The sequence below is a fragment of the Mesorhizobium sp. M0615 genome (genome assembly GCF_040320805.1).
Lineage (GTDB): Bacteria > Pseudomonadota > Alphaproteobacteria > Rhizobiales > Rhizobiaceae > Mesorhizobium.
In genome coordinates, this window is the sequence record NZ_JAMYQI010000007.1 from 45,195 (window position 1) to 67,868 (window position 22,674).

At 63.7% G+C, this 22,674-nt stretch carries 20 protein-coding genes; 2 read left to right on the forward strand and 18 right to left on the reverse strand.

Annotation, left to right across the window (positions count from 1 at the left end):
• Window positions 1-14: 14 nt before the first annotated feature.
• The 7 genes from NKI46_RS13580 to NKI46_RS13610 form a co-directional block, all read right to left on the reverse strand.
• Entirely contained in the window at window positions 15-422 is a 408-nt protein-coding gene (locus tag NKI46_RS13580) for a carboxymuconolactone decarboxylase family protein (protein ID WP_352746590.1), read from the reverse strand.
• A 244-nt stretch (window positions 423-666) separates the two neighbouring features.
• A complete protein-coding gene (locus tag NKI46_RS13585) occupies window positions 667-2,163 on the reverse strand; it encodes a sugar ABC transporter ATP-binding protein (protein WP_023714820.1) in 1,497 nt (498 codons plus the stop codon).
• On the reverse strand, window positions 2,163-3,212 hold the full coding sequence (locus tag NKI46_RS13590) for an SMP-30/gluconolactonase/LRE family protein (RefSeq protein WP_352746593.1): 1,050 nt from the start codon (window positions 3,210-3,212) through the stop codon (window positions 2,163-2,165). The genes NKI46_RS13585 and NKI46_RS13590 overlap by 1 nt, the downstream gene beginning before the upstream one ends.
• Window positions 3,209-5,332: an ABC transporter permease gene (locus tag NKI46_RS13595; protein ID WP_352746595.1), complete on the reverse strand. Its 2,124-nt coding sequence runs from the start codon at window positions 5,330-5,332 to the stop codon at window positions 3,209-3,211. The genes NKI46_RS13590 and NKI46_RS13595 overlap by 4 nt, the downstream gene beginning before the upstream one ends.
• A 79-nt stretch (window positions 5,333-5,411) precedes the next feature.
• Complete coding sequence (locus NKI46_RS13600) at window positions 5,412-6,437, reverse strand: sugar ABC transporter substrate-binding protein (RefSeq protein ID WP_023668177.1); 1,026 nt, start codon at window positions 6,435-6,437, stop codon at window positions 5,412-5,414.
• A gap of 60 nt (window positions 6,438-6,497) precedes the next feature.
• On the reverse strand, window positions 6,498-7,484 hold the full coding sequence (locus NKI46_RS13605; protein WP_023668176.1) for an ABC transporter permease: 987 nt from the start codon (window positions 7,482-7,484) through the stop codon (window positions 6,498-6,500).
• Window positions 7,485-7,756: 272 nt separating this feature from the next.
• Entirely contained in the window at window positions 7,757-9,190 is a 1,434-nt protein-coding gene (locus tag NKI46_RS13610) for a DHA2 family efflux MFS transporter permease subunit (protein ID WP_352746598.1), read from the reverse strand.
• 109 nt (window positions 9,191-9,299) lie between these two features.
• Between NKI46_RS13610 and NKI46_RS13615 the strand changes: the two genes are divergently transcribed.
• Window positions 9,300-10,301, forward strand: a complete 1,002-nt coding sequence (locus tag NKI46_RS13615) for an ornithine cyclodeaminase family protein (protein WP_352746601.1) — start codon at window positions 9,300-9,302, stop codon at window positions 10,299-10,301.
• A complete protein-coding gene (locus NKI46_RS13620; protein WP_352459562.1) occupies window positions 10,298-11,806 on the forward strand; it encodes an HAL/PAL/TAL family ammonia-lyase in 1,509 nt (502 codons plus the stop codon). Before NKI46_RS13615 ends, NKI46_RS13620 begins: the two co-directional genes overlap by 4 nt.
• On the opposite strand, the gene NKI46_RS13625 is transcribed toward NKI46_RS13620, so the two are convergent.
• From NKI46_RS13625 to NKI46_RS13675, 11 genes are all read right to left on the reverse strand, one after another.
• Window positions 11,807-12,610, reverse strand: coding sequence for a 3-methyl-2-oxobutanoate hydroxymethyltransferase (locus NKI46_RS13625; protein WP_352746604.1), 804 nt, complete (start codon window positions 12,608-12,610; stop codon window positions 11,807-11,809). It lies immediately after the preceding gene.
• Between the two features lie 85 nt (window positions 12,611-12,695).
• Entirely contained in the window at window positions 12,696-13,787 is a 1,092-nt protein-coding gene (locus tag NKI46_RS13630) for a fatty acid desaturase family protein (RefSeq protein WP_352459561.1), read from the reverse strand.
• Window positions 13,788-13,805: 18 nt separating this feature from the next.
• Entirely contained in the window at window positions 13,806-14,720 is a 915-nt protein-coding gene (locus NKI46_RS13635; RefSeq protein WP_023668170.1) for a sugar phosphate isomerase/epimerase family protein, read from the reverse strand.
• Window positions 14,721-14,774: 54 nt separating this feature from the next.
• Window positions 14,775-15,863 (reverse strand): Gfo/Idh/MocA family protein, encoded by a 1,089-nt coding sequence (locus NKI46_RS13640; protein ID WP_352459560.1) that lies wholly within the window; start codon window positions 15,861-15,863, stop codon window positions 14,775-14,777.
• Between the two features lie 103 nt (window positions 15,864-15,966).
• Window positions 15,967-17,034 (reverse strand): ABC transporter ATP-binding protein, encoded by a 1,068-nt coding sequence (locus NKI46_RS13645; RefSeq protein ID WP_352459559.1) that lies wholly within the window; start codon window positions 17,032-17,034, stop codon window positions 15,967-15,969.
• A complete protein-coding gene (locus NKI46_RS13650) occupies window positions 17,034-17,822 on the reverse strand; it encodes an ABC transporter permease (RefSeq protein WP_352518740.1) in 789 nt (262 codons plus the stop codon). Before NKI46_RS13650 ends, NKI46_RS13645 begins: the two co-directional genes overlap by 1 nt.
• A complete protein-coding gene (locus tag NKI46_RS13655) occupies window positions 17,822-18,691 on the reverse strand; it encodes an ABC transporter permease (protein WP_023712105.1) in 870 nt (289 codons plus the stop codon). The genes NKI46_RS13650 and NKI46_RS13655 overlap by 1 nt, the downstream gene beginning before the upstream one ends.
• A 66-nt stretch (window positions 18,692-18,757) precedes the next feature.
• The gene (locus tag NKI46_RS13660) at window positions 18,758-19,819 is read right to left on the reverse strand and encodes an ABC transporter substrate-binding protein (protein ID WP_023687931.1); all 1,062 of its coding nucleotides are present in this window, start codon (window positions 19,817-19,819) and stop codon (window positions 18,758-18,760) included.
• Window positions 19,820-19,852: 33 nt separating this feature from the next.
• The gene (locus tag NKI46_RS13665) at window positions 19,853-20,827 is read right to left on the reverse strand and encodes a PfkB family carbohydrate kinase (RefSeq protein ID WP_352746610.1); all 975 of its coding nucleotides are present in this window, start codon (window positions 20,825-20,827) and stop codon (window positions 19,853-19,855) included.
• On the reverse strand, window positions 20,824-21,858 hold the full coding sequence (locus NKI46_RS13670) for an ADP-ribosylglycohydrolase family protein (protein ID WP_023714832.1): 1,035 nt from the start codon (window positions 21,856-21,858) through the stop codon (window positions 20,824-20,826). Before NKI46_RS13670 ends, NKI46_RS13665 begins: the two co-directional genes overlap by 4 nt.
• A 3-nt stretch (window positions 21,859-21,861) precedes the next feature.
• The gene (locus NKI46_RS13675) at window positions 21,862-22,587 is read right to left on the reverse strand and encodes a GntR family transcriptional regulator (RefSeq protein WP_023687928.1); all 726 of its coding nucleotides are present in this window, start codon (window positions 22,585-22,587) and stop codon (window positions 21,862-21,864) included.
• Between the last annotated feature and the right edge of the window lie 87 nt (window positions 22,588-22,674).

A 22,674-nucleotide genomic window follows, 5' to 3' on the forward strand; every position in this document is an offset into this window, starting at 1 on the left:
GGGAAATCCGCCCCTCACCTCACTTCAAACTCAGGATCGACCAGAATCTGCATCGCCGTCACCAGATGGTTGGTCTGCCCGGCCAGCCCGATGATCGACACCATCTCGCCATGCTGCGCATCGGTCATGCCTTTGGCGCGGGCGGCTGCCGTATGCGAATGGACGCAGTAGGAGCAGCCATTGGCGGTCGACACCGCGATATAGATCATTTCCTTGGTCAGCGGGTCGATGGCGCTCTCCGTGGCCATCACCACCTTCACCTGTTCCCATGTCCGTTTCAGCAAGGCCGGATCGTTGGCGAGCCCACGCCAGAAATTGTTGACGAAATCCGATTTGCGCGTCGCGCGGATGTCATCGAACACAGCCTTCGCAACCGGGATTTTTTCGACCTCGGCATCGCTGAGGAGTTTTGTGGCGGCCATGGCGTTTCCTTTCGTTGAATCGGTGGATCAGGTGGTTGAATCAGGTCTCGAGCAAGGGCGGCTAACCGGCTATTCCGATTCAGTTTTTGATGCTGACAGAACCATGGCGATTGGCCGAAGCATCTCAGCTTCATTCACGTGCGAAGCAGGCGCGAAGCCACGTCGCGGAGACCGAGGATGACGAAGGCGCTGAGGCCTTCGCCAATTGGCGACGTATGCGCACCCTCAAACACCGACCAGCAACCTAATGAACCGCCGCATACATGATCTTCTCCTCCGTCGCCTCGGCGGGCGAAAACTCCTCGACCATGCGGCCCTGCCGGCACACCAGAATCCGGTCCGACAGGTTCATGATTTCCGGCAGGTAGGACGAGATAACGACGACGGCCAATCCCTCGTCGGCCAGCCGGTTGATGATCTGGTGGATCTCGGCGATGGCGCCGACATCGACGCCGCGCGTCGGCTCGTCGAAGATCACGATACGCGGCTGCTGCACCAGCCCCTTGCCGATCACCACCTTTTGCTGGTTGCCGCCGGAAAGCTCGACCACGCGGGCATTGTCGTTGATCGCCTTGATGTTCAGCGTCTTCGTCCATTCAGCGGAAAGCGTGCGCATCTCCTGCTGGTTGATCACCCAGGCCTTTTCGCGGCCCGCCGCCAGCAGCCCGCCGAACAGGTTCTCGGCGATGCCCATCGTCTCGAAAATGCCCTCGCTCTTGCGGTCCTCGGTAACATAGACGATGCCGTCGGCGACCGCCTCACTGGGCACGAGATAGCGTACCGGCCGGTCGTCCAGCTCGATGGCGCCGCCGCGCAGGAAATCGCGCTTGTAGATGCCCGACACGATCTTGAAGGTCTCGGTGCGGCCCGAGCCGATCAGCCCGAACACGCCGGTGATCTGTCCCTCGAAGATCGAGAAGGAGGTGTTGCGCACGACATTGCTCATCGAAATGTCCTGCACCGACAGCACCTTCTTGCCCGCCTTGCGCAGCCTGGCCTCGTCGCGCTGGCGGTAGATCTGACCCGACAGTGTACGCCCGACCATGGCGGCGACGATCTTGTCGCGATCGAAGGCCGATGTATCGTCGGTTATGACCAACTCGCCATCGCGCAGGATTGTGATGCGGTCGGCGATCATCAGCGCCTCTTCCAATGCATGGCTGATGAAGACGATCGAGACGCCGTTCGCCTTCAGCCGCCGGATCAGCGCGAAAAAGTGCCGCTTCTCCTCCGGCGTCAGCGTCGCCGTCGGCTCGTCGAAGATGATGATCTCGGCATTGTGGTGAACGGCGCGGGCGATCTCGACCATCTGACGCTTGGCCGCGCCCAGCGTTGCCACCATGGCGTTCGGGTCGACCGGAAAGTTCAGCGATTGCAAAAACTGTTGCGCCGAAATGTAGGTGCCGCGCAGCCGGTTGAGAAACTTTTCGGTGCCGAGATAGAGGTTCTGCGCCACTGTCATCGACGGCACCAGGCTGGTCTCCTGGAACACCATGGCGATGCCGGCCTCGAGCGCCGCATGCGGCGAGGCGTAGGCGATCTCGCGGCCTTTGTGGAACATCTTGCCTGAGGTGGCGTCGACGACGCCGGCGATGATCTTGGTCAGCGTGGATTTGCCGGCGCCGTTCTCGCCGAGCAGCGCGTGGATTTCGCCCTTGCGCAGTTCGAAGCTGACTTGTCTGACCGCGGGCACGCCGCGATAGTTCTTGGTGACATTTTCCAGGCGCACGATCGGTTCCATCAGAGACCTCCTGCGTCGATGGCCAGCACGCAATCGCCGCCCCTGGAGGCGATGAACAGGCGGCCGTCCGTTTCCGCCACGCTGCAGATGCCATGGCGCGTGCCGTCGGCGCGGCTGTGCAGGCTGAATTGCGGCTGCATGTTCTGATCGAGCCTGACCACCAGCCCATAGGAGCGGCTCGGCGACCAGGGCTTGTGGATGCCCATGGTGCGGATGCCGCCACATTGCAGCGGTTCGAGGAAGCTGCGGTTGGAGGCCAGCGCCGGCGCGATCCAATAGGCCGGCGGCACCTGGTCGATCATGTCGCGCCGGTAATGCGTTTCCTGCAGCACGAATTCGATCAGCCGGTTGCGCGGCGCGAACAGAGCCAGCCACGCGCCGCCATCGCCGGCCGGCGCGAGGCGCGCGGGATAGCCGGGCAGATGCGTCAGCACGGTCGAGCGGCTACCGGTCGCACCATCGAAGCGAACGAGCTGATGGCGCCAGCTTTCGCTGACCAGCACATCCCGCCCAATGGGATGCAGCCCATAGGGAAAGGCGATATCGCCGGCCACTTTGCGGAACTCGGCGGCGGCCGCGTCCCGCCTCCAAAGCGAACCGGACGCGCCCTTCTTCATCAGGTCGGCGGCCCATTGCGACGGCGTGTGCTCAGCCGAGCCATTGGCCAGCCACAACGTGCCGTCGTCTGCATAGGCAAGCGCGGTGATGCAGCTGACGCCGGCCGGCAGCGAAACCTCCTTGCCGGCAACCAGCAGCTTGCCGCTTTCCAACCCCACCGTCAGTTCGCCCGACAGTGATAGAGCCAGCGCCGTGATGGGGGAAGGAAAGGTCCCGACAACCTTCGGCTCCACCCCTGCGGCAAGCGAATATACCGCATTGCCGCTGGAAACGAGCAGCCGGCCATCGGCAACCAGAAGATTGTCGGGCTCCGTCAAATCGGCGAACACTGGCGCCTCGTCCAGCCGCGTGTTGGGACGGAAGGCACCGTCGAGCGGTGGGATGGTCACCGCCTTGCCACGAAACAGGTCGAGCACAGGATCGAGGATCATGGCTTCGCTCCCCAATAAGAAGCGGAACTGGTCCAGTTCGGGTCGGCGCCCGCAATCTTGTAGCGGCCGATGCGGTTGTTGAGGATGCCGCCGACGAACAGGAAACCCTTGTGCTCGCGCATCGAGGTGACCATCGGATGCGCGCCGCCGGTGAGGTCGCCCATCGCCTCGACAATGCCACCCTTGTCGTTGAATTTCACCACGCCGCCGGTGTTGATGTTGGGGAACAGCCACTCGTCCTGCGGCAGCCGGCGCGTCATGCGCTTGCGCATATCGGGATGGCGCAGCGACAGGTCGAAGCTGGGCGTGCGCATGCCGAGCCACGCCATCCAGTAATTGCCGTCGGAGGCGCGGTTGATGTTGTCGGGATAGCCCGGCATGTCGCGGATGACGCATTCGGCGGCGCCCGCCTTTGGCCCTTCCAGCCAGTAGCGGTGGACGCGGCAGGCCCAGCTCTCAGCGAAGAACAGCGACTTGCCGTCATGCGCCATGCACACGCCATTGGTGTAGCGGTAGCCGTCGAGCAGTGTCTTCGTCGAACCGTCCTTCGGGTCATAGACCAGCAGCCGGCCGGTGGCGCGGTTCTCGATCGAGTCCAGCGCCCAATCGTGCGCGTCATAGCGCTTGGTGGAGTCAGTGAAATAGATGCGCCCGTCCGGCGCGATGTCGCAATCATTGGGGTCGCGCAGCCGCGCATCGTCGACGATCGAGGTCCAGGAGCGCGACGTCTCGGCCGACAGGCGCTTCACTTCCCGATCCGGCGAGACGGAATAGAGCCCCATGGCGCCGACGCAGCTGATCAGATTGCCCGATTTGTCGAAGGCCAGGCCCAGCGGAAAGCCGCCGATATGGGCAAACACCTCCGATTTCATATAGTCCGGCGCGAAGAAGCGGACGATCTCGCCATGGCGCGTGCCGCAATAGAGGTGATCGTCGCGGTCGAGGATGACGTCTTCCGGCCCTTCCAACTCGCCGAGCCCGATATGGTCGGCCGCCGACAGCCGGTTGTCGAGCGCGTAGGGCGTGCCTGAGCCCGGCACCGCAGACTGTGTCTCGCCCATCTTGAGATAGACCGGCGCGACATAGACTTCGTTGAGCACCTTATGGCGGTTCTTCAGCCAGCGGATGTCGATCGTCACCGCCACCGCCAGCATGATGCCCAGCACCATCTGGTTGGTGCCGGTGCCATAGCCCAGCCGGATCAGCCCGTTGGTCATGGTCAGCACGATGATGGCGCCCATCAGCCCCTTGATGACCGAGCCGCGGCCACCACCCAGGCTGACGCCGCCGACCACCGCCGCCGTCAGCGCCATGATCTCAAGGTTGAGGCCGGTGCCCGGCCCTGCCCCACTCAGGCGGCAAGCGATCAGGAAGCCGCCGATCGAGGCGCAGAAGCCGGAAAAGACATAGGTCATGAACACGGTGCGGCGCACGCGAATGCCGGCATTGTGCGCCGAGCGCCTGGATCCGCCGACCGCCAGCACATGCCAGCCCGGCCGTGAGCGCGTCAGCGCGATATGGGTGACGATGGCAAGAATGATCGCCAGCCACACCGAGACCGAAAGCCCCCAGAAGGTGCTGTCGCCGATGAAGTCGAGCACATCCGATGTCGCCTGGGAAAGCTGCACGTCGGCGGCGTAGGTGGTGACGAGAATATCGAACAGCGCCCGGCCGAAGATGAACGTCACCAGGGTGGTGAGGAAGGCGCGCAGCCTGAGGTAGCCGACGAGGTAGCCGTTGACGGCGCCGAAGATCAGGCCGGTGGCGAGCGATGCCGCCAGCGCCAGCCAGATAGACTGTTCGAGAATGAAGAAGACATAGACGGCGGAGAAGCAGGACAGCGCGAAGATCGAGCCGACGGACAGGTCGATGCCGCCGCCCAGCATCACCACCGTCATGCCGGTGACTACCATCGAGAACTCGCCGAGCTGGCGGGTCGATTCCTGCAGCGAGGTCAGCTTGAAGAAGCCGGGAATGATCGAGCCGAACACGCTGAGCGTCGCCACCAGCGCCAGGAACGGAATGGCGTTGTCGGTCCAGCGTTTTGTCAGGATCTCGCCGACCAGATGGTCGGGCACGAGATTGTAGCGCCAGGACTGGAGGCGTTCGCGAAAGGACATCGGCGGCTGCTATTCCATGAGGGAACGAGGTGACCGGATTGTCCAGTCACCTCGTTTGTTTCAGTCGAAAAAGCGCGGCTTACTTCGCCGCCGCTTCGGCCTGCAGCGCCTTCAGGTCCCAGCAGCTGTCGGGCTTGAGGTCGGCCTTGGTCGTAGCCTTCTCCAGTGTGTAGATGTAGGTGTGCGACGTGCCGGCCGGCTGGCCGCTCTGCAGCAGGAACTTGATGATAGCGTTCATGTCGCCGGACTGGCGAGCCAGATCGGTCATCACCACGGCGCCGTAAGTTCCGTCCTGCAATTTGTCGCAATCGGCCGCCTTCTCGCCGCCGCCGGTGGTGACCAAAAAGACCTTGCCGTCGAGCTTGGCGTCGCGGATGGCGGCGGATGCGCCGGTGGCGTCACCATCCCAGAAGTCGATGATCGAGCAGATGTCGGGGTTCTGCTGCAGCATTGTCGTCGTCACGTTGCGCGACGTCGTCGGATCCCAGTTGGAGTCGGGCTTGGCCACGACTTTGAAGTCGGGGTGCTTCTCCAGCACCTTCATGATGCCGGCATACTGGTAGAGACTGGACGAGTTGGCCTGATCACCCTGCACAAGGCCGATCTTCTTCGACGAATTCTCGCCGCAGCCCTTGATCGCCGCTTCGGCCTCGAGTTGGCCGAGCCGGTCCCAGTCACTGCCGACAAAGGCGTCGGCCGGGAAGTTGGCGGGGTTGTCGACCAGTATGACGTAGGTTCCGGCAGCCTGCGCCTTCTTCATCAGCTTGGAATAGGAGTTGAGATCCGGCGCATGGATGATCAGCACGTCCGGCCTTGTGTCGGACGAGATCGCGTCGGTGATCGCCTGTGCACCGGCATCGACGACCCAGTTCGGATCGCGTGTTTCGAAGGTGCCGCCCCAGGCCTCGACTTCCGTCTTCAGATAGTGCGACCAGCCCTGCGCAAGGTCGAAGCCCATCGCCAGCGGCACCAGCATGACGCGCTTGCCCTTGAGCGCCTGCGCGTATGCGGCCGGGCCCGGATCGTCGGCGGCGAAGGTCGGCGCGACGAAGGCGGTAGCGGCAAGCGCCGTGGCGGCCGCCATCAGTGTTCTGATCAGTTTCATGTCACATCCTCTGTTTTTCACTTATTGCCGGCCGGTCGGCATGACCCGGTCGGGTACCCCTTAGATGTCGCCCTGCTGCGCGGTCTGTTCGTCACGCGGATTGATGATGCCGTCGACGATGATGGCTCCGAGCAGGATCGCCGCCTTGATCAGGTTTTGATAGAGCAGCGGAATGTCGATGATGGTCATCGCGTTCGACAGGATGCCGATAAGTGCAGCGCCCACCAGCACATTGCGCACCCCGCCCCGCCCGCCGGAAAGGCCGATGCCGCCGATCACCGCCACCAGCACGATGTCATAGAGCAGCGTCGAGTTGACGACGCGGGTGTTGATCGAGTGCAGGCTCGACGCCGTCAGCAGGCCGGCGATCAGCGCCACGAAGGCCGAAACCACATAACGCAGCACCAGCATTGGCCGCACCGGAATGCCGATGTTGCGCGCGGCGACCGGATTGTCGCCGGCGAAATAGATGTAGCGGCCCCATTTGGTGTAGCGCAGGAACAGGAAGAACAGGAAGGCGAGCCCGGCGAAGACGAACACTTCGATCGGAATGTCGAGGAAACGCAGGCCGCCGAGCAGCTCCACCCAATGGCCCTGAGGCACCGGCACCGCATCCTGTGTGATCAGTTGCGAGCGCACATAGCCGAAGACGAAGGAGCCGGTCGCCAGCGTCACGAAGATCGCCGGCACGTCGGCATAGGCGACGAGAAAACCGTTGAGCAGGCCGATGGCGAGCACGCCTGCCAGCACATAGGCGAAGGCGAGCCCATCAGGCGTTCCGGCGTTGAGCAATTGCAGATACCAGGCGACCGACATCGCCATGATCGCCACCGCCGACAGGTCGATGCCCCTGCCGATTATGACGACCGCCATGCCGAGCGCCAAAATGCCCAGCACCGACACCGAGCGGACGATGGCAACGAGATTGTTGGCAGCGATGAAACCAGGCAGCCCAATGGCAGCGGCGACGAACAGCACCACGGCGATGGCAAAGACAATGCCTTCCTGATTCAGGCTCCTGACATTTGGCCAGCCAATCGTGTTCATGTCTGCATTCGCCCCGATGGCAGCTCTGCCACCCCTTCCGAAGAAAGCTAATCGGCTCGGCGCCGCTTCGTCAAATGAATCCGCGCTCGGAACACCCGTTGGCAGTGATAATCTTCCAGTGGACGCACCGATTGCTAGAACTGGCGCAATGCTAGGAAAAGGCTGCGCTTTTGGCATTCGGTTGCGCCATTGCGCGTATGCGCGAAGGTGCCCTTCTGAGGCGAAAGCACAAGGCGGAATTAATTGCCGCCTGAGCGGCGAAAATCGCGAATTCAGGTCCTGGTCATGTGGCCTGAAACTTCGGCGCCTGCACCGGGCGGCAGCACGAGGAACCGCAACGCCGCCGTCAGCCCGATGGCGCCGATGACCAGGAAGGCGATGCGAAAATCGACGAGGTCGAGCGCCGGCCGGTGCCTGACGATCTGCGACAGGTTCAGAATGGCAGCCGCCACCGCTACGCCGAACAGCATCGACATCTGCTGCAGCATGGACGACAAAGTTGCCGCCGAGCTGCGCTGCGCCGCATCGATATCGGCGAAGGCCAGTGTATTCAGCGCTGTGAACTGCATCGAGCGCGTCAGGCCGGCGATCAGCATCAGCGCTACCACCAGCGCCTGCGGCGTCTCCGGCGAGATCGCCGCGCACGCCATGATCGAGGCCGAGGCGATCAGGCCGTTGACGACCATGACCGTGCGAAAACCAAAGCGTCGCAGCATCGGCGTCGTCACCGTCTTCATGCCGAGATTGCCGAGGAAGTAGGCCAGGATCATCAAGCCGGCATCGACCGGCGAAAGGCCAAAGCCGACCTGAAACAGCAGCGGCAAAAGGAACGGCGTGGCGTTGATCGCCACGCGAAAAATGGTGCCGGCGGCAAGCGTCGAGATGGCGAAGGTCTGCACCCTGAACGCGCTGAGATCGAGCAGCGGATGCGGCGCGCGCCGGAGATGCCGCACCGCCAGCCAGCCGATGACGATGCCGGCGGCAACCGGCAGCACGGCGGGCAAGGCGCCGTCTTCCGGATGTGCGATGCGCTCAAGGCCGTAGAGCAGCAGCGCGAGCCCCAGCGACGTGAGGAAAAACCCCGGCCAATCCAGCGGCTTGGGATCGGCCGCGCGGTCGCCCGGAATGAAGCGCGCGACCAGCGCCAGCCCGACGAGCCCAAGCGGGATGTTGATGAAGAAATTCCAGTGCCAGGAGAGATAGGTTGTGATGAAGCCGCCAAGCACCGGCCCGACCACGGGCGCAAACAACGCCGGCCAGGTGATCAGCGCCGTGGCGTTGAGCAGCTCCGACTTCGACGCATTGCGCAGCACCAGGATGCGGCCGACCGGCGTCATCAGCGCGCTGCCCAGGCCTTGCACGACGCGAGCGGCAACGAACTGAGGCAGACTTTGCGAGAAGCCGCAGGCCAGCGAGGCCAGCGTGAACAGTACGATCGCCAGCAGGAAGATGTTGCGCGCGCCGAAGCGGTCGGCAAGCCAGCCCGACAGCGGCACGAACACTGCCATGGTCAGCATGTAGGCGGTGATGCCGATGCTCATCGCCACCGCCGGCACGCCGAAGGATTGTCCCATCTGCGGCAGCGAGGTCGAGATGATCGTCGAATCCAGCAGCTGCATGAAAAACGCGATGGCGACGATCAGCGCCACGCGCCGCGCATTGCTGGCGGTTACGGCGGAGGCCTCGGTGTCGGGAACGGCAGTCATGGCGAACCGCGTTGAACAGCATATGGCTGGCCCCGTCCAGAGCTTATCCAACAAACTTCCGTGTCGGCTCGCAGCCTGTTATGGATGGGCGGGCGGCCAAGGACATTGCATGAAGCCTATCTATATCGACTACCTCAATGGCCTCGATATCGAAGCCCTGGAGATGACCGACGGCGAAATCATTGCCGCTGTCGAAGCCGGGCTTATCGCGCAAGGCAATGGCCAGACGGTGATCGAGCCGCGCGTCCATCTTGAACCCGCCCCTTCCTTCCATGGCCATTTCAACGTTCTGCGCGGCTACGTTGCGCCGCTCGATACGGCGGGCGTGAAAATCGTCGGCGACTATGTCGACAATTATCTGCACGGGCTCCCTTCAGAATTTGGCATTCTAAACCTGTTCGATCCGCGCACCGGCACGCCGCGCGCCATTCTCGACGCCACCGTCATCACCGACATGCGCACCGGCGCCGTCACCGCTATCGGCGCCAAACATCTGGCGCGCAAGAACTCCAAGGTGCTGGCCCATATCGGCGCGCGCGGCACCGCCTACTGGAATGTGCGCCTGCTCGACCATCTCTTCGACTTCGACGAGATCCGCGTCCATTCGCGCCGCCCGGAAAGCCGCGACGGCTTCGCTGCCAAACTCTCGGCCGGTCTCGGCAAGAAAGTTACCGCGGTTGCCGACTGGGAAAGCTGCATCAAGGGCGCCGACATCGTCGTCGAAGCCTCACGGCTGCCGGAGCCGCAGCCGCTGCTCAAGACCGAATGGATCAAGCCTGGTGCACTGGTCGTGCCCTATGGCACGATGAGCGCGGTGGAGCTGTCGCTGACCGACATCATGCAGAAAATGGTCGTCGACGATTGGGGCCAGTGCAAGGGTGGCAAGTTCGGCTCGCTGCGCGCCCATGTCGAGACGGGTCGGCTAAGCGAAGCTACACTGCATGCCGAGCTCGGCCAGATCGCCGCAGGTTTAAAGCCCGGGCGTGAAAGCGACGATGAGACGATCCTGTTCTGGCATCGCGGCCTGTCGCTGTCCGACATTGCGTTGGGCAAGGCGATGCTGGCCAAGGCAGGAGATAAAGGTATCGGCCAGAGGCTGCGCTTCGCATGAGCGCGCTCGTCCTCACCGGCGCCGGCGTCAGCGTCGAGGACGTTGCGCAGGTTGCCCGCGGCGGCCGCAAGGTCGAGGTTGAACCGACAGTCATCGAGAGGCTCGACAAAGCGCGAAAAGTGCTCAACCAGGTCGCCGCGTCCGGCCAGCAGATTTACGGCCTCAACACCGGGCTCGGCGCCAATCTCGGCACGTCGGTCGAGGGCGATGCCGGCGCCTTCCAGCGCCAGTTGCTGGAAGGGCGAAGCGGCGCTGTCGGCGAGCCGCTGCCGCAAGAAGCGGTGCGGGCGACCATGTTTGCCCGTGCCGCGATGTTCTCTGTTGGCGGCTCCGGCATTTCGCCGGCGGCTTTCACCGCCCTTGTCGATGCTCTCAATGCCGGCGTGCATCCGGTAATGCCGCAGTTGGGCTCGATCGGCGCCGGCGATCTCGTGCTGATGGCGGCGCTCGCCCGTCTGCTGACCGGCGACGGCGAAGCTGACTATCAGGGTCGGCGCATGCCGGCGGCCAAGGCATTGATGATGGCGCGGTTGGCTCCGATCAGCCTGGCGCCGAAAGACGGCCTGTCGCTGATCAACGCCTCGGCGGTATCAGCCGGCACTGGCGCGTTGGTACTGGCCGACGCGCTGTCGGCCTTTGCGCAACAGCAGCAGGCGGGCGCGCTGACCATGGAAGGGTTTGGCGCCAACCGCACCATCCTCGATCCGCGCCTGCATCTGGCGCGGCCGGCAGCCTGCCAGCAACTCGCGGCCAAGGGCCTGCGCGACCTGCTTGCTCGTGACGAGGAGCCGACGCCGATCACCTTGCAGGACCCGCTGTCGATCCGCTGCATGCCGTCGATCCATGGCGCGCTGATCCAGGCGATCGACCAGGCGCGGCTGGCGCTGGAGATCGAACTCAATGCCGCCGCCGACAATCCGCTGGTGCTGGGCGATGACGGGCTGGTGCTGTCGACCGGCAATTTCCACACCGCATCGCTGGCGCTGGCCTTCGAGACGCTCGGCCTGGCGATCGCGCAATGCGCCGCGGCAAGCGTTGCCCGCTTGATCCAGCTCGCCGGGTCCGGCCGCAACGGCCTGCCGAAATATTTGTCGCCAGTCGGCGGTGCCTCGGCCGGTTTCGTGCCGCTGCAAAAGACGGCAACGGCAATCCTGGCCGGCATCCGCCACAAGGCCAATCCGGTGATGCTGGATTTCCTGGCCGTATCCGAAGGCGTCGAGGACCATGCGACGCAGACGCCTCTGGCGGTGTCGAAATGCGCCGAAATGATCGCGTTGTGGCGACGGCTGATCGCCTTCGAATTGATGGCCGCCGCCCAGGCAGTCGATCTGCGCGATGGCCTTAAGCTGGCGCCCGGCACAGCAGCGGTCCATACCGCGGTGCGCGCGCATGTAGCGATGCTCAGGGAGGACCGGCCGCTGGGAACGGATGCCGAGGTGCTCCATGCCATGCTCGCCGACGGAACATGGCAAGGTGCAGCGATGATCGGCAAGGAGGCCGAGTAGTTAGCCCTTTGCGTCCACCCGTTTCATGAACAGGCTGAGCTCGGCCGGATCCATGCGCACGACATGCCTGTCTTCCGGATAGGCGCCGCTATCGACGTCGGCAACGTACTCGGAAAATGCCGCGACGCGTTCCGCCTGCAGACGATCGTACTCGGCGGCGAAGTTGCGGTAGACCTTGGAATGGCGCGGCATGTGGCCCCGGTTCTGGCCAAGAATATCGTCGGCAAACAGATATTGCGCGTCGCAGCCGGTGCCCGCACCCATCGACAGCATGATCAGCGAGGTCCGTTCCGAGATCGCCTTCGCCACCTCGATCGGCACCACTTCGATCTCGGCGCCGAGAGCTCCAACGGCCTCATACTGCTTGACCGCCTCAAAAATCTGCATGGCGGTGTCGGCGGTCTTGCCGACGGCCTTGAAGCCACCGGTCCAGGTGGCGCGGGACGGAATGAGGCCGACATGGCCGATGACGGGGATCGCGTCGTCGGCGAGCCGCTTCACGGTGGCGAAACCGGCGCTGCAATAAACGGCGTCGGCGCCGGCCTTGTAGAGCCGGAACGCCCAGCGCAGGAAATCGTCCGCCGTGCCGATCTCATAAAAATTCTCGCCCGGCATGGTGAACAGGCTGGGCGCCGCATCGCGATACTCAGGGTTGAGCACCAGCTCGGGCGGCACCGAGACGACATCGACCCCTGCCCGCTCGGCAGCCTCGGCCTCATCCATGGTCAGGACGCGCAGCATGGTCAGCTGGCGCTTGCCCTTCATGGCGCGCAGATCGGCGACGGTCGGTCTCTTTCGGCTCATCGGGATGTCCCTGTTGGCTGGTTGCTTTTCCCGGTCACCTTACCGGCCCCGTAACAGGCCGGATAGAAGGCGGGTGGTTTATTCGCTACTCGGCCGCCGCCGACATACCGAGCTCGTGAAATTCACCGCGATAGGGCCGCGCCGTCGGCGGCAATTCGCGCTTGAGGAAATAATCCTCGTACCGCAGCTGCTTCAGCAGCACCGGCCAGACCTCGCGATAGGCATGCCACATGGACGGGTTCGCCGCCGGCAGGTCGTGCTTGACCAGCTCGTGCAGCCTCGGCAGCGCATGGTAGGGCACCATCGGAAACATGTGATGCTCGACGTGGTAATTCATGTTCCAGTAGATGAAGCGGCTGACCGGGTTCATGTAGACGGTGCGCGTGTTCAGCCGGTGGTCGACGACATTGTCGGCCAACCCGATATGCTGGAGCAGGCCGGTCAGAACCATGTGCCAGCTGCCATAAAAACGCGGCAGGCCGATCAGCACCAGCGGCAGCCATGAACCCAGCGCGATCGCGAGGGCGATCGTCGCAACGTACACGGCGACATGCCAGCGCGCCGCCGTGATGGCCTTGCCCTGTTCGGTCTCAGGAATGTAGCTCTTTTCGTCGTCCGACAGCTTGCCCAACGCCTGGCGCGCCAGGATCGGCAGCGAATAACGGAAATCGAGAATGCCGGTGAAGGCAAGCGCCGCCTTGACCAGATTTGGCGGCCGCATTACCGCGATCTCGGCGTCACGGCCGACGATGATCGTGTCGGTGTGATGCCGCGCATGGCTCCAGCGCCATTGCACCGGATTGCGCACCACCATGAAGCTGGCGATTTCGTAGATCGCATCGTTCATCCAGCGTGTGCGGAAGGCGGTGCCATGGCCGCATTCGTGCCAGCGCGAGTCGCTCGACGATCCATAGAGCACGCCATAGACGAGCAGGAACGGCACCACCCACCACGTGCCCCAGAACCAGATGATGCCGGCGGCCGAGCCCAGGATGGCTGCGATCCAGATGATGGTATCGCGGACCGCCGGCCCGTCGGAGCGCTGCATCAGTTCCTTCATTGCCTTGCGCGGCACGTCGGTGTGATACCACTCGGCCGAGGCCAGCCCGGTCTCGATCGCCCGGCGGGTGCTTTCGCCGACCAGGCCGTAATCGCGCTTTGTCTTGGCCGTCGCCATCACCGTCTCGCCCTGCCCTTAGAGACCGTTGGCGCGGAATTTCCCGTCGAGGAATGTCTTTGCGCGCGGCACGTCGTCCTCGGTCAGATGCTCGATGATGACTGGGATGTTCGGGTGCTTTTCGCTGAGCCGCTTCAGATAGAGGTCGTAGTTGAGCGAGCCGAGACCGGGCGCCGGCAATTCGATCTCGCCGACGCCGCGGAAGGTCAGCCCCTCATGCGCATCCGCATCGCCGATATCGGCATGCTTTTCCGTCTTGTCGCTGCCGGAGCGTTTCACATCCTTGGCATGCGCGATCCGGATCTTGTCGGCAAGCGTGTCGAACACCTGGTTCAGCACCTGGTCCATGCGGTCGATATTGTGCGCCTCGAAATAATTGGTCGGATCCATCAGCAGGCCGAGGCCCGGATGGTCGACCTGCGCGAACATTTTGACCGTCTCCTCGACCGAACCGACGACATTGTTGACATAGGTTTCGAGCAGGAACACCGCGCCATGGTCGTAAGCCGTCTGGGCAAGATCCGAGATCACCTTGCGGCATTCCTCGAAGCCTTCCTCGGTCTTGTTTTTGGGATGATGCACCCAGTCGGATTCGGTGTTGTAGGTGCCGGTCTCCGAGATCACGTAGGGCGAGCCGAAGTCCCGCGCATTGCGGATGATTTCCTTGAGATAGCCGACGCGCTTCTCGCGCTCGGATTTGTCGGGATGGATGATGTTGGTGTAGCCCGAGATGCAGCAGACCGGCAGATTGTGGTCGCGAAACGTGTCGCGCACTGTCCTCGCCTTGTCCCCGGTGATCTGCCCGGCCGTGAGATCGACATCCCTGAAATGCATGTCGAGCTGCACTGTGTTGAAGCCGAGTGCACGGATGCGGCGGGCGGCCTCCGCGAGCTCATAGGGGAAATAGCCGGTGAAGATACCTGCCTGCATCATGATGTGAACTCCTCCCGGTAAGCGATTCAGCCGCCACACTATTCGGCGGCATGTTCAGTCGATCGATATCTCGGACAGTTTGACGGTGCGGCCTTGCGCCATCGAGCGGTAGCCCGCCTCGACCAGTGCCATTGTCTTGACGTTATCGGCGACGGAGAGCGCCGGCGGCGCGCCTGTCTTCACCGCATGCTGCAATTGCTCCATCACGCCGATGAAGGCATGCGGGAACCACATCGTGTCCCAGCTCGGGCTGACCCATTCGCCGCCGGTCGTCTCGGTCGAGGCATAGGTCAGCGTCGAGGCCACGCCTTTCGGCCAGCCGATCGTGCCTTTGGCGACACCCTTGGTGCCGTCGACGCGCCAGTTGATGTGCTGGTCGTCCAGATAGCCCTCCTGGCGCGGTCCGGACCAGACATCCTCCAGCGACACGGCGAGCACGCCGGAGGGAAAGCGCAGCGTCGAGACGGTGATGCCGTCGCTATGCTCGAATGTAGTGCGCGGGTCCTTGCGTGTCAGCGTGGCGATTTCCGACGGATCGCCGAACAGGAAGCGCAGCACGTCGAGATGATGCACGCTCATATTGGCGAGCGTCAGCCGGTCGTAGTCCTGAAGGAAAGTCTGCCAGTGCGGGATCGCATGCATGTCGATCTGCGCAAAGACGATGTCGCCCAGTGCGCCGCTGTCGATGATCTGCTTCAGGACGCGCATCGACTGGTCGTAGCGCATGTTCTGGTTGACCGAGAGGATCTTGCCGGACTTTGCGGCTTCGTCGCGCAGTTTCACGGCTTCATCGACCGACAGCGCCAGCGGCTTCTGCGCCAGGATCGCCTTGATGTGAGGCTGCTTCAGCGCATGGCGGATCAATGCCGGCTGCTGGTCGGGTGGAAAGGCAAGGTCGACGATCTCGATCTCGGGATTCTCGATCAGTTGTTCCGGCGTGTCGTGGACGGTCGGAATGCTCCAGCGTGCAGCTACCTTCTCGGCGCTGGCCTTGGTGCGCGAAGCGATGGCAACGACTGGGAAACCGGCCTGCGCATAGGCGGCAAGATGGCATTCGGCCATGATCATGCCGGCGCCGATGCAGCCGATCCGGTATTCGCTGGCGCGAACCCTTACATCCGGCTCGAAACCCTGGCCTGCCATCCATTCCTCCCTTGGACGACAGGATATAACGCCATGGCCGGCCCATCAGCCAAGGTCCGCTCCATCAATTCCCATCAGAACCATGACGGGGTGACGGTGCGAACTAGTTTGCGGCAATCAGCACGGTGCTTTCCGGCGACCAGCTGAGCACCACATCCTGGCCCTCGGCCAGCCGGTCATTGCCGGTATTCTGGACGATGACCTTCAGCGTCTGGCCGGCGCGCTCGACGAAATAGGTGCTGTTGTTGCCGGCGAAGATGCGCTGGGAGACCTGGCCCTTCAGCGCGTTGGCATTGGCCGCATCCGCAACCCCGGCAGCGGTGGCGATACGAATGCGTTCGGGTCGCACCGCGCAGCTCGCCTTCGCGCCGGCGGCAAGCCTGTCGCCTACGCCGGCAACGATCGCCGTGCCGTCAGGCAGGCGGATGCCGTCGCCGGTCGCATCGCCACGAAAAATGTTTGCGTCGCCAAGGAAGGTGGCGGCGAACTCGCTCTTCGGTCGGTCATAGATCTCCTCCGGCGGCCCCTCCTGCGCGAGCCTGCCATCGCGCAGGATGCCGATGCGGTCGCTCATCGTCAGCGCCTCTTCCTGGTCGTGGGTGACGAAGATGGTGGTGATGCCGATCTCGCGCTGGATGCGCTTCAGCTCGATCTGCATGTCGACGCGCAGCGCCTTGTCGAGCGCGCCGAGCGGCTCGTCGAGCAGCAGCACGCGCGGCTTGGTGACGATGGCGCGTGCCAGCGCCACACGCTGGCGTTGGCCACCGGAGAGCTGGTGCGGGCGGCGCTCGCCGAGCTTGCCGAGTTGGACGAGATCGAGCGCGCGCTGCACTTCAGTGGCGATCGTCGCTTTCGTTTCGCCGCGCACCGACAGGCCGAAGGCGACATTATCGGCGACGCTCATATTGGGAAACAGCGCATAGTTCTGGAACACCATGCCGATGCGTCGCTTTTCGACCGGCACGCGTTCCACACTCTCACCGCCAATGGTGATGCGGCCAGTATCGGGAAAGTCGAAGCCGGCGATCTGGCGCAGCAGCGTGGTCTTGCCGCTGCCCGAGGGGCCAAGCAGCCCATAGAAACCGCCATCGGCGAAATCGATGGAGACGTCGTCCAGCGCCTTGTGCGCGCCAAAACTGCGGGAGACGTTCGATACCTGCACGCCGGCCATTATTTCTCTCCGCCGAATTTGAAGAACCGCGCCGTGAGCAGCATCAGCGCCATCGACACGACGATGATGATGGTCGAGACCGCGTTGATCTCGGGCGTGAACCCCTTGCGGATCGCGGCGTAGATTTCGACCGGCAGCGTCGTCTGGCCCGGCGTCGCCAGGAAGTAGGAGACGACGAACTGGTCGAACGACACGGCAAATGCGAACAAGCCGCCGGCAATGACGCCGGGCATGATCCACGGCAGCGTCACACGCCTCGTCACTTGCCACTGGTTGGCGCCGAGCGAGCGCGCCGCCTCTTCCAGCTCCGGTGCAAAAGTCTGCAGCCGGGCCGAGACGACGACGATGACATAGGGCAGCGCCAGCGCCACATGGCCGAGCAGGATGGCTAACAGGCCGCGGCCAATGCCGACGCCGAAGAAGAAGATCAGCATCGCCGTGCCGGTGATCAGCCACGGAATGGCGATCGGCGGAAACAGCAGCGCCTGCAGCACTTTCTTGCCGCGGAAGTCGTAGCGGAAGAGCGCCAGCGAAGCGGCCGAGCCAAGCACCACTGAGATGAGCGTGGTGATGACCGCGATCTCGAGGCTGTTCCAGGTCGCCGCGATCAGCTGGTCGTTCTGCCAGAGAGAGGCATACCATTCCGTCGTCCATTCGAACGGCAATTGGTAGAAGGGCGAGACGTTGAACGACATCAGCGCCATGATGATGATCGGCAGATAGAGGAAGACGAGCAGCAGTCCGATGTAGAAGCGGCCTAGTCCTTCGATTATGCGGGTCGTCATCATCAAGCAGCCCTCCGCAGCACCGGCGAGGCAACCGCCAGGATCACCAGCACCACCGCCAGCAGGATGAAGGAAAGCGCCGCCCCCAGCGGCCAGTTGAAGACGGCGACGAACTGGTCCTCGATCACCGTGCCATAGAACGTGCCGGTGCGGCCGCCGAGAATGCGCGGCTCCATGAACGAGCCGACGACCGGCACGAAGATCAGTGCCGCACCTGCCACCAGGCCGGGCATAGACAGCGGGATGATCACCCGCTTCAGCACCTGCAGCCGCGAGGCGCCCAGCGAACGTCCGGCCTCGATCAGCGAGTCGTCGATGGCCTGCAAAGTGAGGTAACAGGTCAGCACCATGTAGGGCACGTAGGAGTGCACCAGGCCGATGATGACTGCGGGGTAGGAATACATCAGGTCGATGTTGATATTGAACGGCAGCACGGCGTTGAGCGCCGTGTCGAGGATGCCGCCCTCGCGCAGCACCATCGCCCAGGAGAAGATGCGCACCAGCCCGTTCGACCAGAACGGCAGGATGACCAGCAGGAAGATCGCCTCGCGGCTGCGCCCCTTCAGCACCTTGGCCAACACATAGGCTGCGGGATAACCGATGACGACGCACCACAAAGTCACTTCGAGGCCGAGCCGCAGCGAAGCGAGCAGCAGCGTCAGGTACAGGCTCTGCGAGAAGAAGGCGGCGTAATTGCCAAGGGTCAAGGCCCACGGCTTTCCCGACAGCGGCAGGTCGGTCATGAAGGAGAAGAACACCATGGCCGAGAGCGGCAGGAAGATCGCCACCGTCAGCCAGAGATAGGCCGGCGCCAGCAGCGGCAGGGCCGATCTCAGCCCGCTGCGCGACGCGACCGCACCCTGTACCGCCATGATACCCTCCTCCCCAGGATTGAAGGGCCAGCCGGCGCCAACCGCCGGCTGGTCCGGACGTGAGCGTTACTTCACGTCGACTTTGAGCTGCTGCCACAGCGCCAGATAGGCCTCGCGCTGCGCGTCGGTGATCGGCGCCTGGAACTGGATGCGCTTGGCCACCTCGGGATCGCCCATCACCTTGCGGTTGAAGGAGTCTTCAGGCAGCGCTTCCACCGCCTTGGTGTTGGCCGACACCGGAGCGCCGACCTTGGTGACCCATTCGACATAGAATTTCGGATCGATCATCCAGTTGATGAAGGCCTGCGCACCTTCGACATTCTTTGAGCCCACCGGGATCGAGAACGCGTCGAGCCAGGCGACGGCGCCTTCCTGCGGAACGACCAGCGAGACCGGCAGCTTGAAGTGGGTCTTGGCGCGATCGGCCGAGCCGCTCCAATAGGTGCCGATGTCGATCTGGTTGGAGGCGACCATCTGGTTCCAGTCGTTCTCCGAACTCCAGAACGTCTTGATCTGCGGCATCAGCGAGGTCAGCTTCGCCTTGACCGCTTCCATATCCTTGATGTCGTTGATATTCTGACCGGTGGCGATGGCGCCGAACTGCACCGCTTCGACAGCGTCGTCGCGAATGACGACCCGGCCCTTATGCGCTGGGTCCCACATTTCGGCGATCGAGGTCGGTGGCTTGTCGAAGGACTTTTCGTTGATTGCCAGCGCCGTCAGGCCCCACACCCACGGCACGCCATAGACCTTGCCGTCATGGTCGAGCATCGGCGATTGCGCCTTGTCCTTGCTGATGTCGGCATAGTTCGGCAGCTTCGAGACATCGATCGGCTGGATCAGCTTTTCCGCCATCGCCTGATCGTTGAAGGCGGCGTTGATCATGACCACGTCATAGAGGCCCGGATTGGTGCGGATCTTGGTCAGCATTTCCTGTTCGGAATTGAAGAAGTCGTTGACGACCTTGTTGCCGGTCGCCTTTTCGAAGGCTTCGATCGCCCACGGCTCGTCGGCGCCGTAGCCCTTCCAGTTGAGCACATGCACTTCGGCGGCACTGGCGGCCAGCGTGAGCGCGGAGGTGATGACGGCGGTCGCCGTCAGCAGGGCAGTCAGTCTTGGCATGCGCATGTTCGTTCCTCTCTTGTTTGCCCGCTTGGCGGGTCAGGCTGTCTGATGGGCCTTCTGGTTCTGGCCCGGCTCGCCCGTGGCGGCCTGGCTCAGGAAAGTCTGGATCTCGCTGTCGGTCGGCGCCGATGAGCCGCCATGGCGGGTGACGGAAAGTGCTGCCGCCGCATTGGCACAGCGCGCCGCCTCGAAGGGATGCACGCCGCGCGAGAGTGCACTGACGAAACCGCCGATATGGGTGTCGCCGGCGCCATTGGTGTCGATGGCATCGACCTTGAAGCCGGCAATGGTCTGCGTCTCGCCATTGGCCAACCTCACGAAACAGCCCTTGGCGCCGGCGCGGATAACGACGCCTTCGGCCTTTGGGCAGTGGTCGGCGAGCAGCCGGGCGGCGAGTGCCTCGACATCGCCTTGCCCAGCGATCTCGACCGCTTCCGTCATGTTGCAGCTCAGCCATGTCGTACGGGCAAGCACCCGCGAAAGGATGGGACGTGGGATATCCGCGATGACCGGCGTTGGATCGAAAACGAAGGGAATGTTTTCTGGCAGCGCCTCGATCCAGTCGGTCAGCGCGTCGCGGCTGCCGGAATAGCTCAGCGTATAGCCCGACGTGAACACCCAATCATCAGGCGCGACCACCACGGGCCTCATCATCTCGAGGCTGAGAAAGCTCTCCGCACCGGGCCACGACACGAAGGTGCGCTCGGCATCCCCGGAGATCATGGCGACGCAATTGCCGCTGTCCATGACCGGCGATGGCGACGTCAGCGTTATGATGCCTTCGGCCGCAAACGCGGCGCGCAAGAAATCGCCATTCGGTCCGCTGCCGAGCTGGCCGCCGAACACAACCGTCATGCCGGTGCGGCTGGCCGCGACCATCATGTTGAAGCCGCCGCCGGCGACCTGCGCAAAGCTCGACGCGGTCTTCTCGCAGCCCGGCGCCGGCAAGGCGTCGATGCGGTAGACATAGTCGACGACGGCGCTGCCGATATGGACCAGACGCCCACTCATGCCGCGGCATCCTTGCTGGCCTTTGCCGTGCGCGCCGCGACGAGGTCTTCGGCAAGCGAGCGCACCTCCCCCATATCTATGCCGACGAGCCCGGCAATGTGTTGTTGCGGCAGTTGCGAAAAGCCGACGCAGGCGCCGGCCATGCCTGAGGCAATCGCGCCGATCGTGTCGGTGTCGCCGCCGAGATTGGCGCTGATGATTGCCGCTTGCCAGGGATCGCCCTGCGCGACTTCAAGCACGGCGAAAGCTGCCGGCACGGACTCCTGGCTGGCCACACCGGTGCCGACGAGATCGGTGATGAGCCCGATCGCATCCCGCGTGGTCTTGCCGCGCACGAGCTCCTGCGCCCAGGCGATACGCGCGGCGATATCGCCACCAGTCACCCAATGTCCGAGCCTGGCGCCTCGCCGCGCGGCTGCTACCGCGCTGTCGGAAGCGGCACGCCAGTCGCCGCCGGCGACGCCACGGCTGACGGCGGCGGCGACGGCGGCAGCCGTGGCAATGGCGATCGAGGTGTTGTGCGTCGCGCGGCAGGTCTCCGCCACCTTGGCGATAAAAGCGTCGAGCGGTTCCAGCGGCATCATGATGCCGACCGGCGCGATGCGCATGGCCGCGCCATTGGTGTCGCCCCGGCTTCCCGCCTCTTCCGCCGGCACGCCGTCATTGATGGCGTCGATGGCGCGCTTGGTCGATGGTCCCAGCAGGTCATAGCTGCCGCGCGCCTTGACCTCGCGCTCCCAGTCGAGCAGTGCGTTCACCCAGCGCGCATGATCGAAGCGGTCGCCGGACTCGACGAGAATGCGACCAAGCAGCAGCGCCTGTTCGGTATCGTCGGTGATGGTGCCGGCAACGAGCCCCTTCGACACCGGATGATCGGCAAACGGCGCCACGAAATCCTCAACATGGCCGTATAGCTCGGCGATCCGCGCCGGCGACAGAAGCTGCGTCGGCATGCCCAGCGCATCACCGAGCGCCCCACCGACAAGCGCGCCCATGGCGCGATCGAGCGTGTCGTTGGTTCTGTCCGGCATCGCTCAAAACCTCATATGCAGCGCGAAATGCGCCGGGTTGAGCAGGCTGGTTACATATTCGATCGGCCGGTCGTCAGCCGCACGCGTCAGCCGGCGTCCGCGCAGGAACGGCGTGCCTTGCGGGCAGCCGAGAATGGCGGCGTCTTCGGCATTCAGCATCTCGATGCCGACCCATTCCTCGCCATGGTCTGGGATGAGGCCGGCGCCGCGCAGCGTCTGGTGCAGCGAGCCTTCGCGCAGACCGCGCAGCGGCACGTCCTCCAGTTCGGGCGACAGCGGCAGGCGGCTGCGTTCGATGGAGATCGCATGGCCGTCGCTGGCATTGGTGCGCACCCGGTCGACGGCGATGAAGAACGGGCTTTCGATGCCAAGCAGCGCGGCAAGATCGGCATCCTCGATCACTTCAAGCCGCAGCGTCCGCGTCTCGGCATTGGCGCCGGCATTGGCCAGCGCCCGCGACCAGCCAATGCTGTCATCGACCGGCTTGCCGTCGAAAGTGACGAAGGAGCCGATGCCGACCTTGGTCGTGATCAGCCCACGGCTAGACAACTCCTCGAGGCCCTTGCGGACCGTGTTGCGGCTGACGGAAAAGCGCTGGACGAGTTCGTTCTCGCTTTGCAGGCGGTCGCCGAAGCCAAGCACGCCGGAGCGGATCTCATGTTCGAGAACGGTGGCGATCTGCTCGGGCTTGCCCGTGCCGGGAGAAAGTTGAACCGCGCGCCGCTTCATATGGGTACCTGTTCAGTAAACCTGTATAGTCCTGTTCGATATTGGAGTTGAAGGGCGGCGTCAACGATATATTTGGATTCACGCATA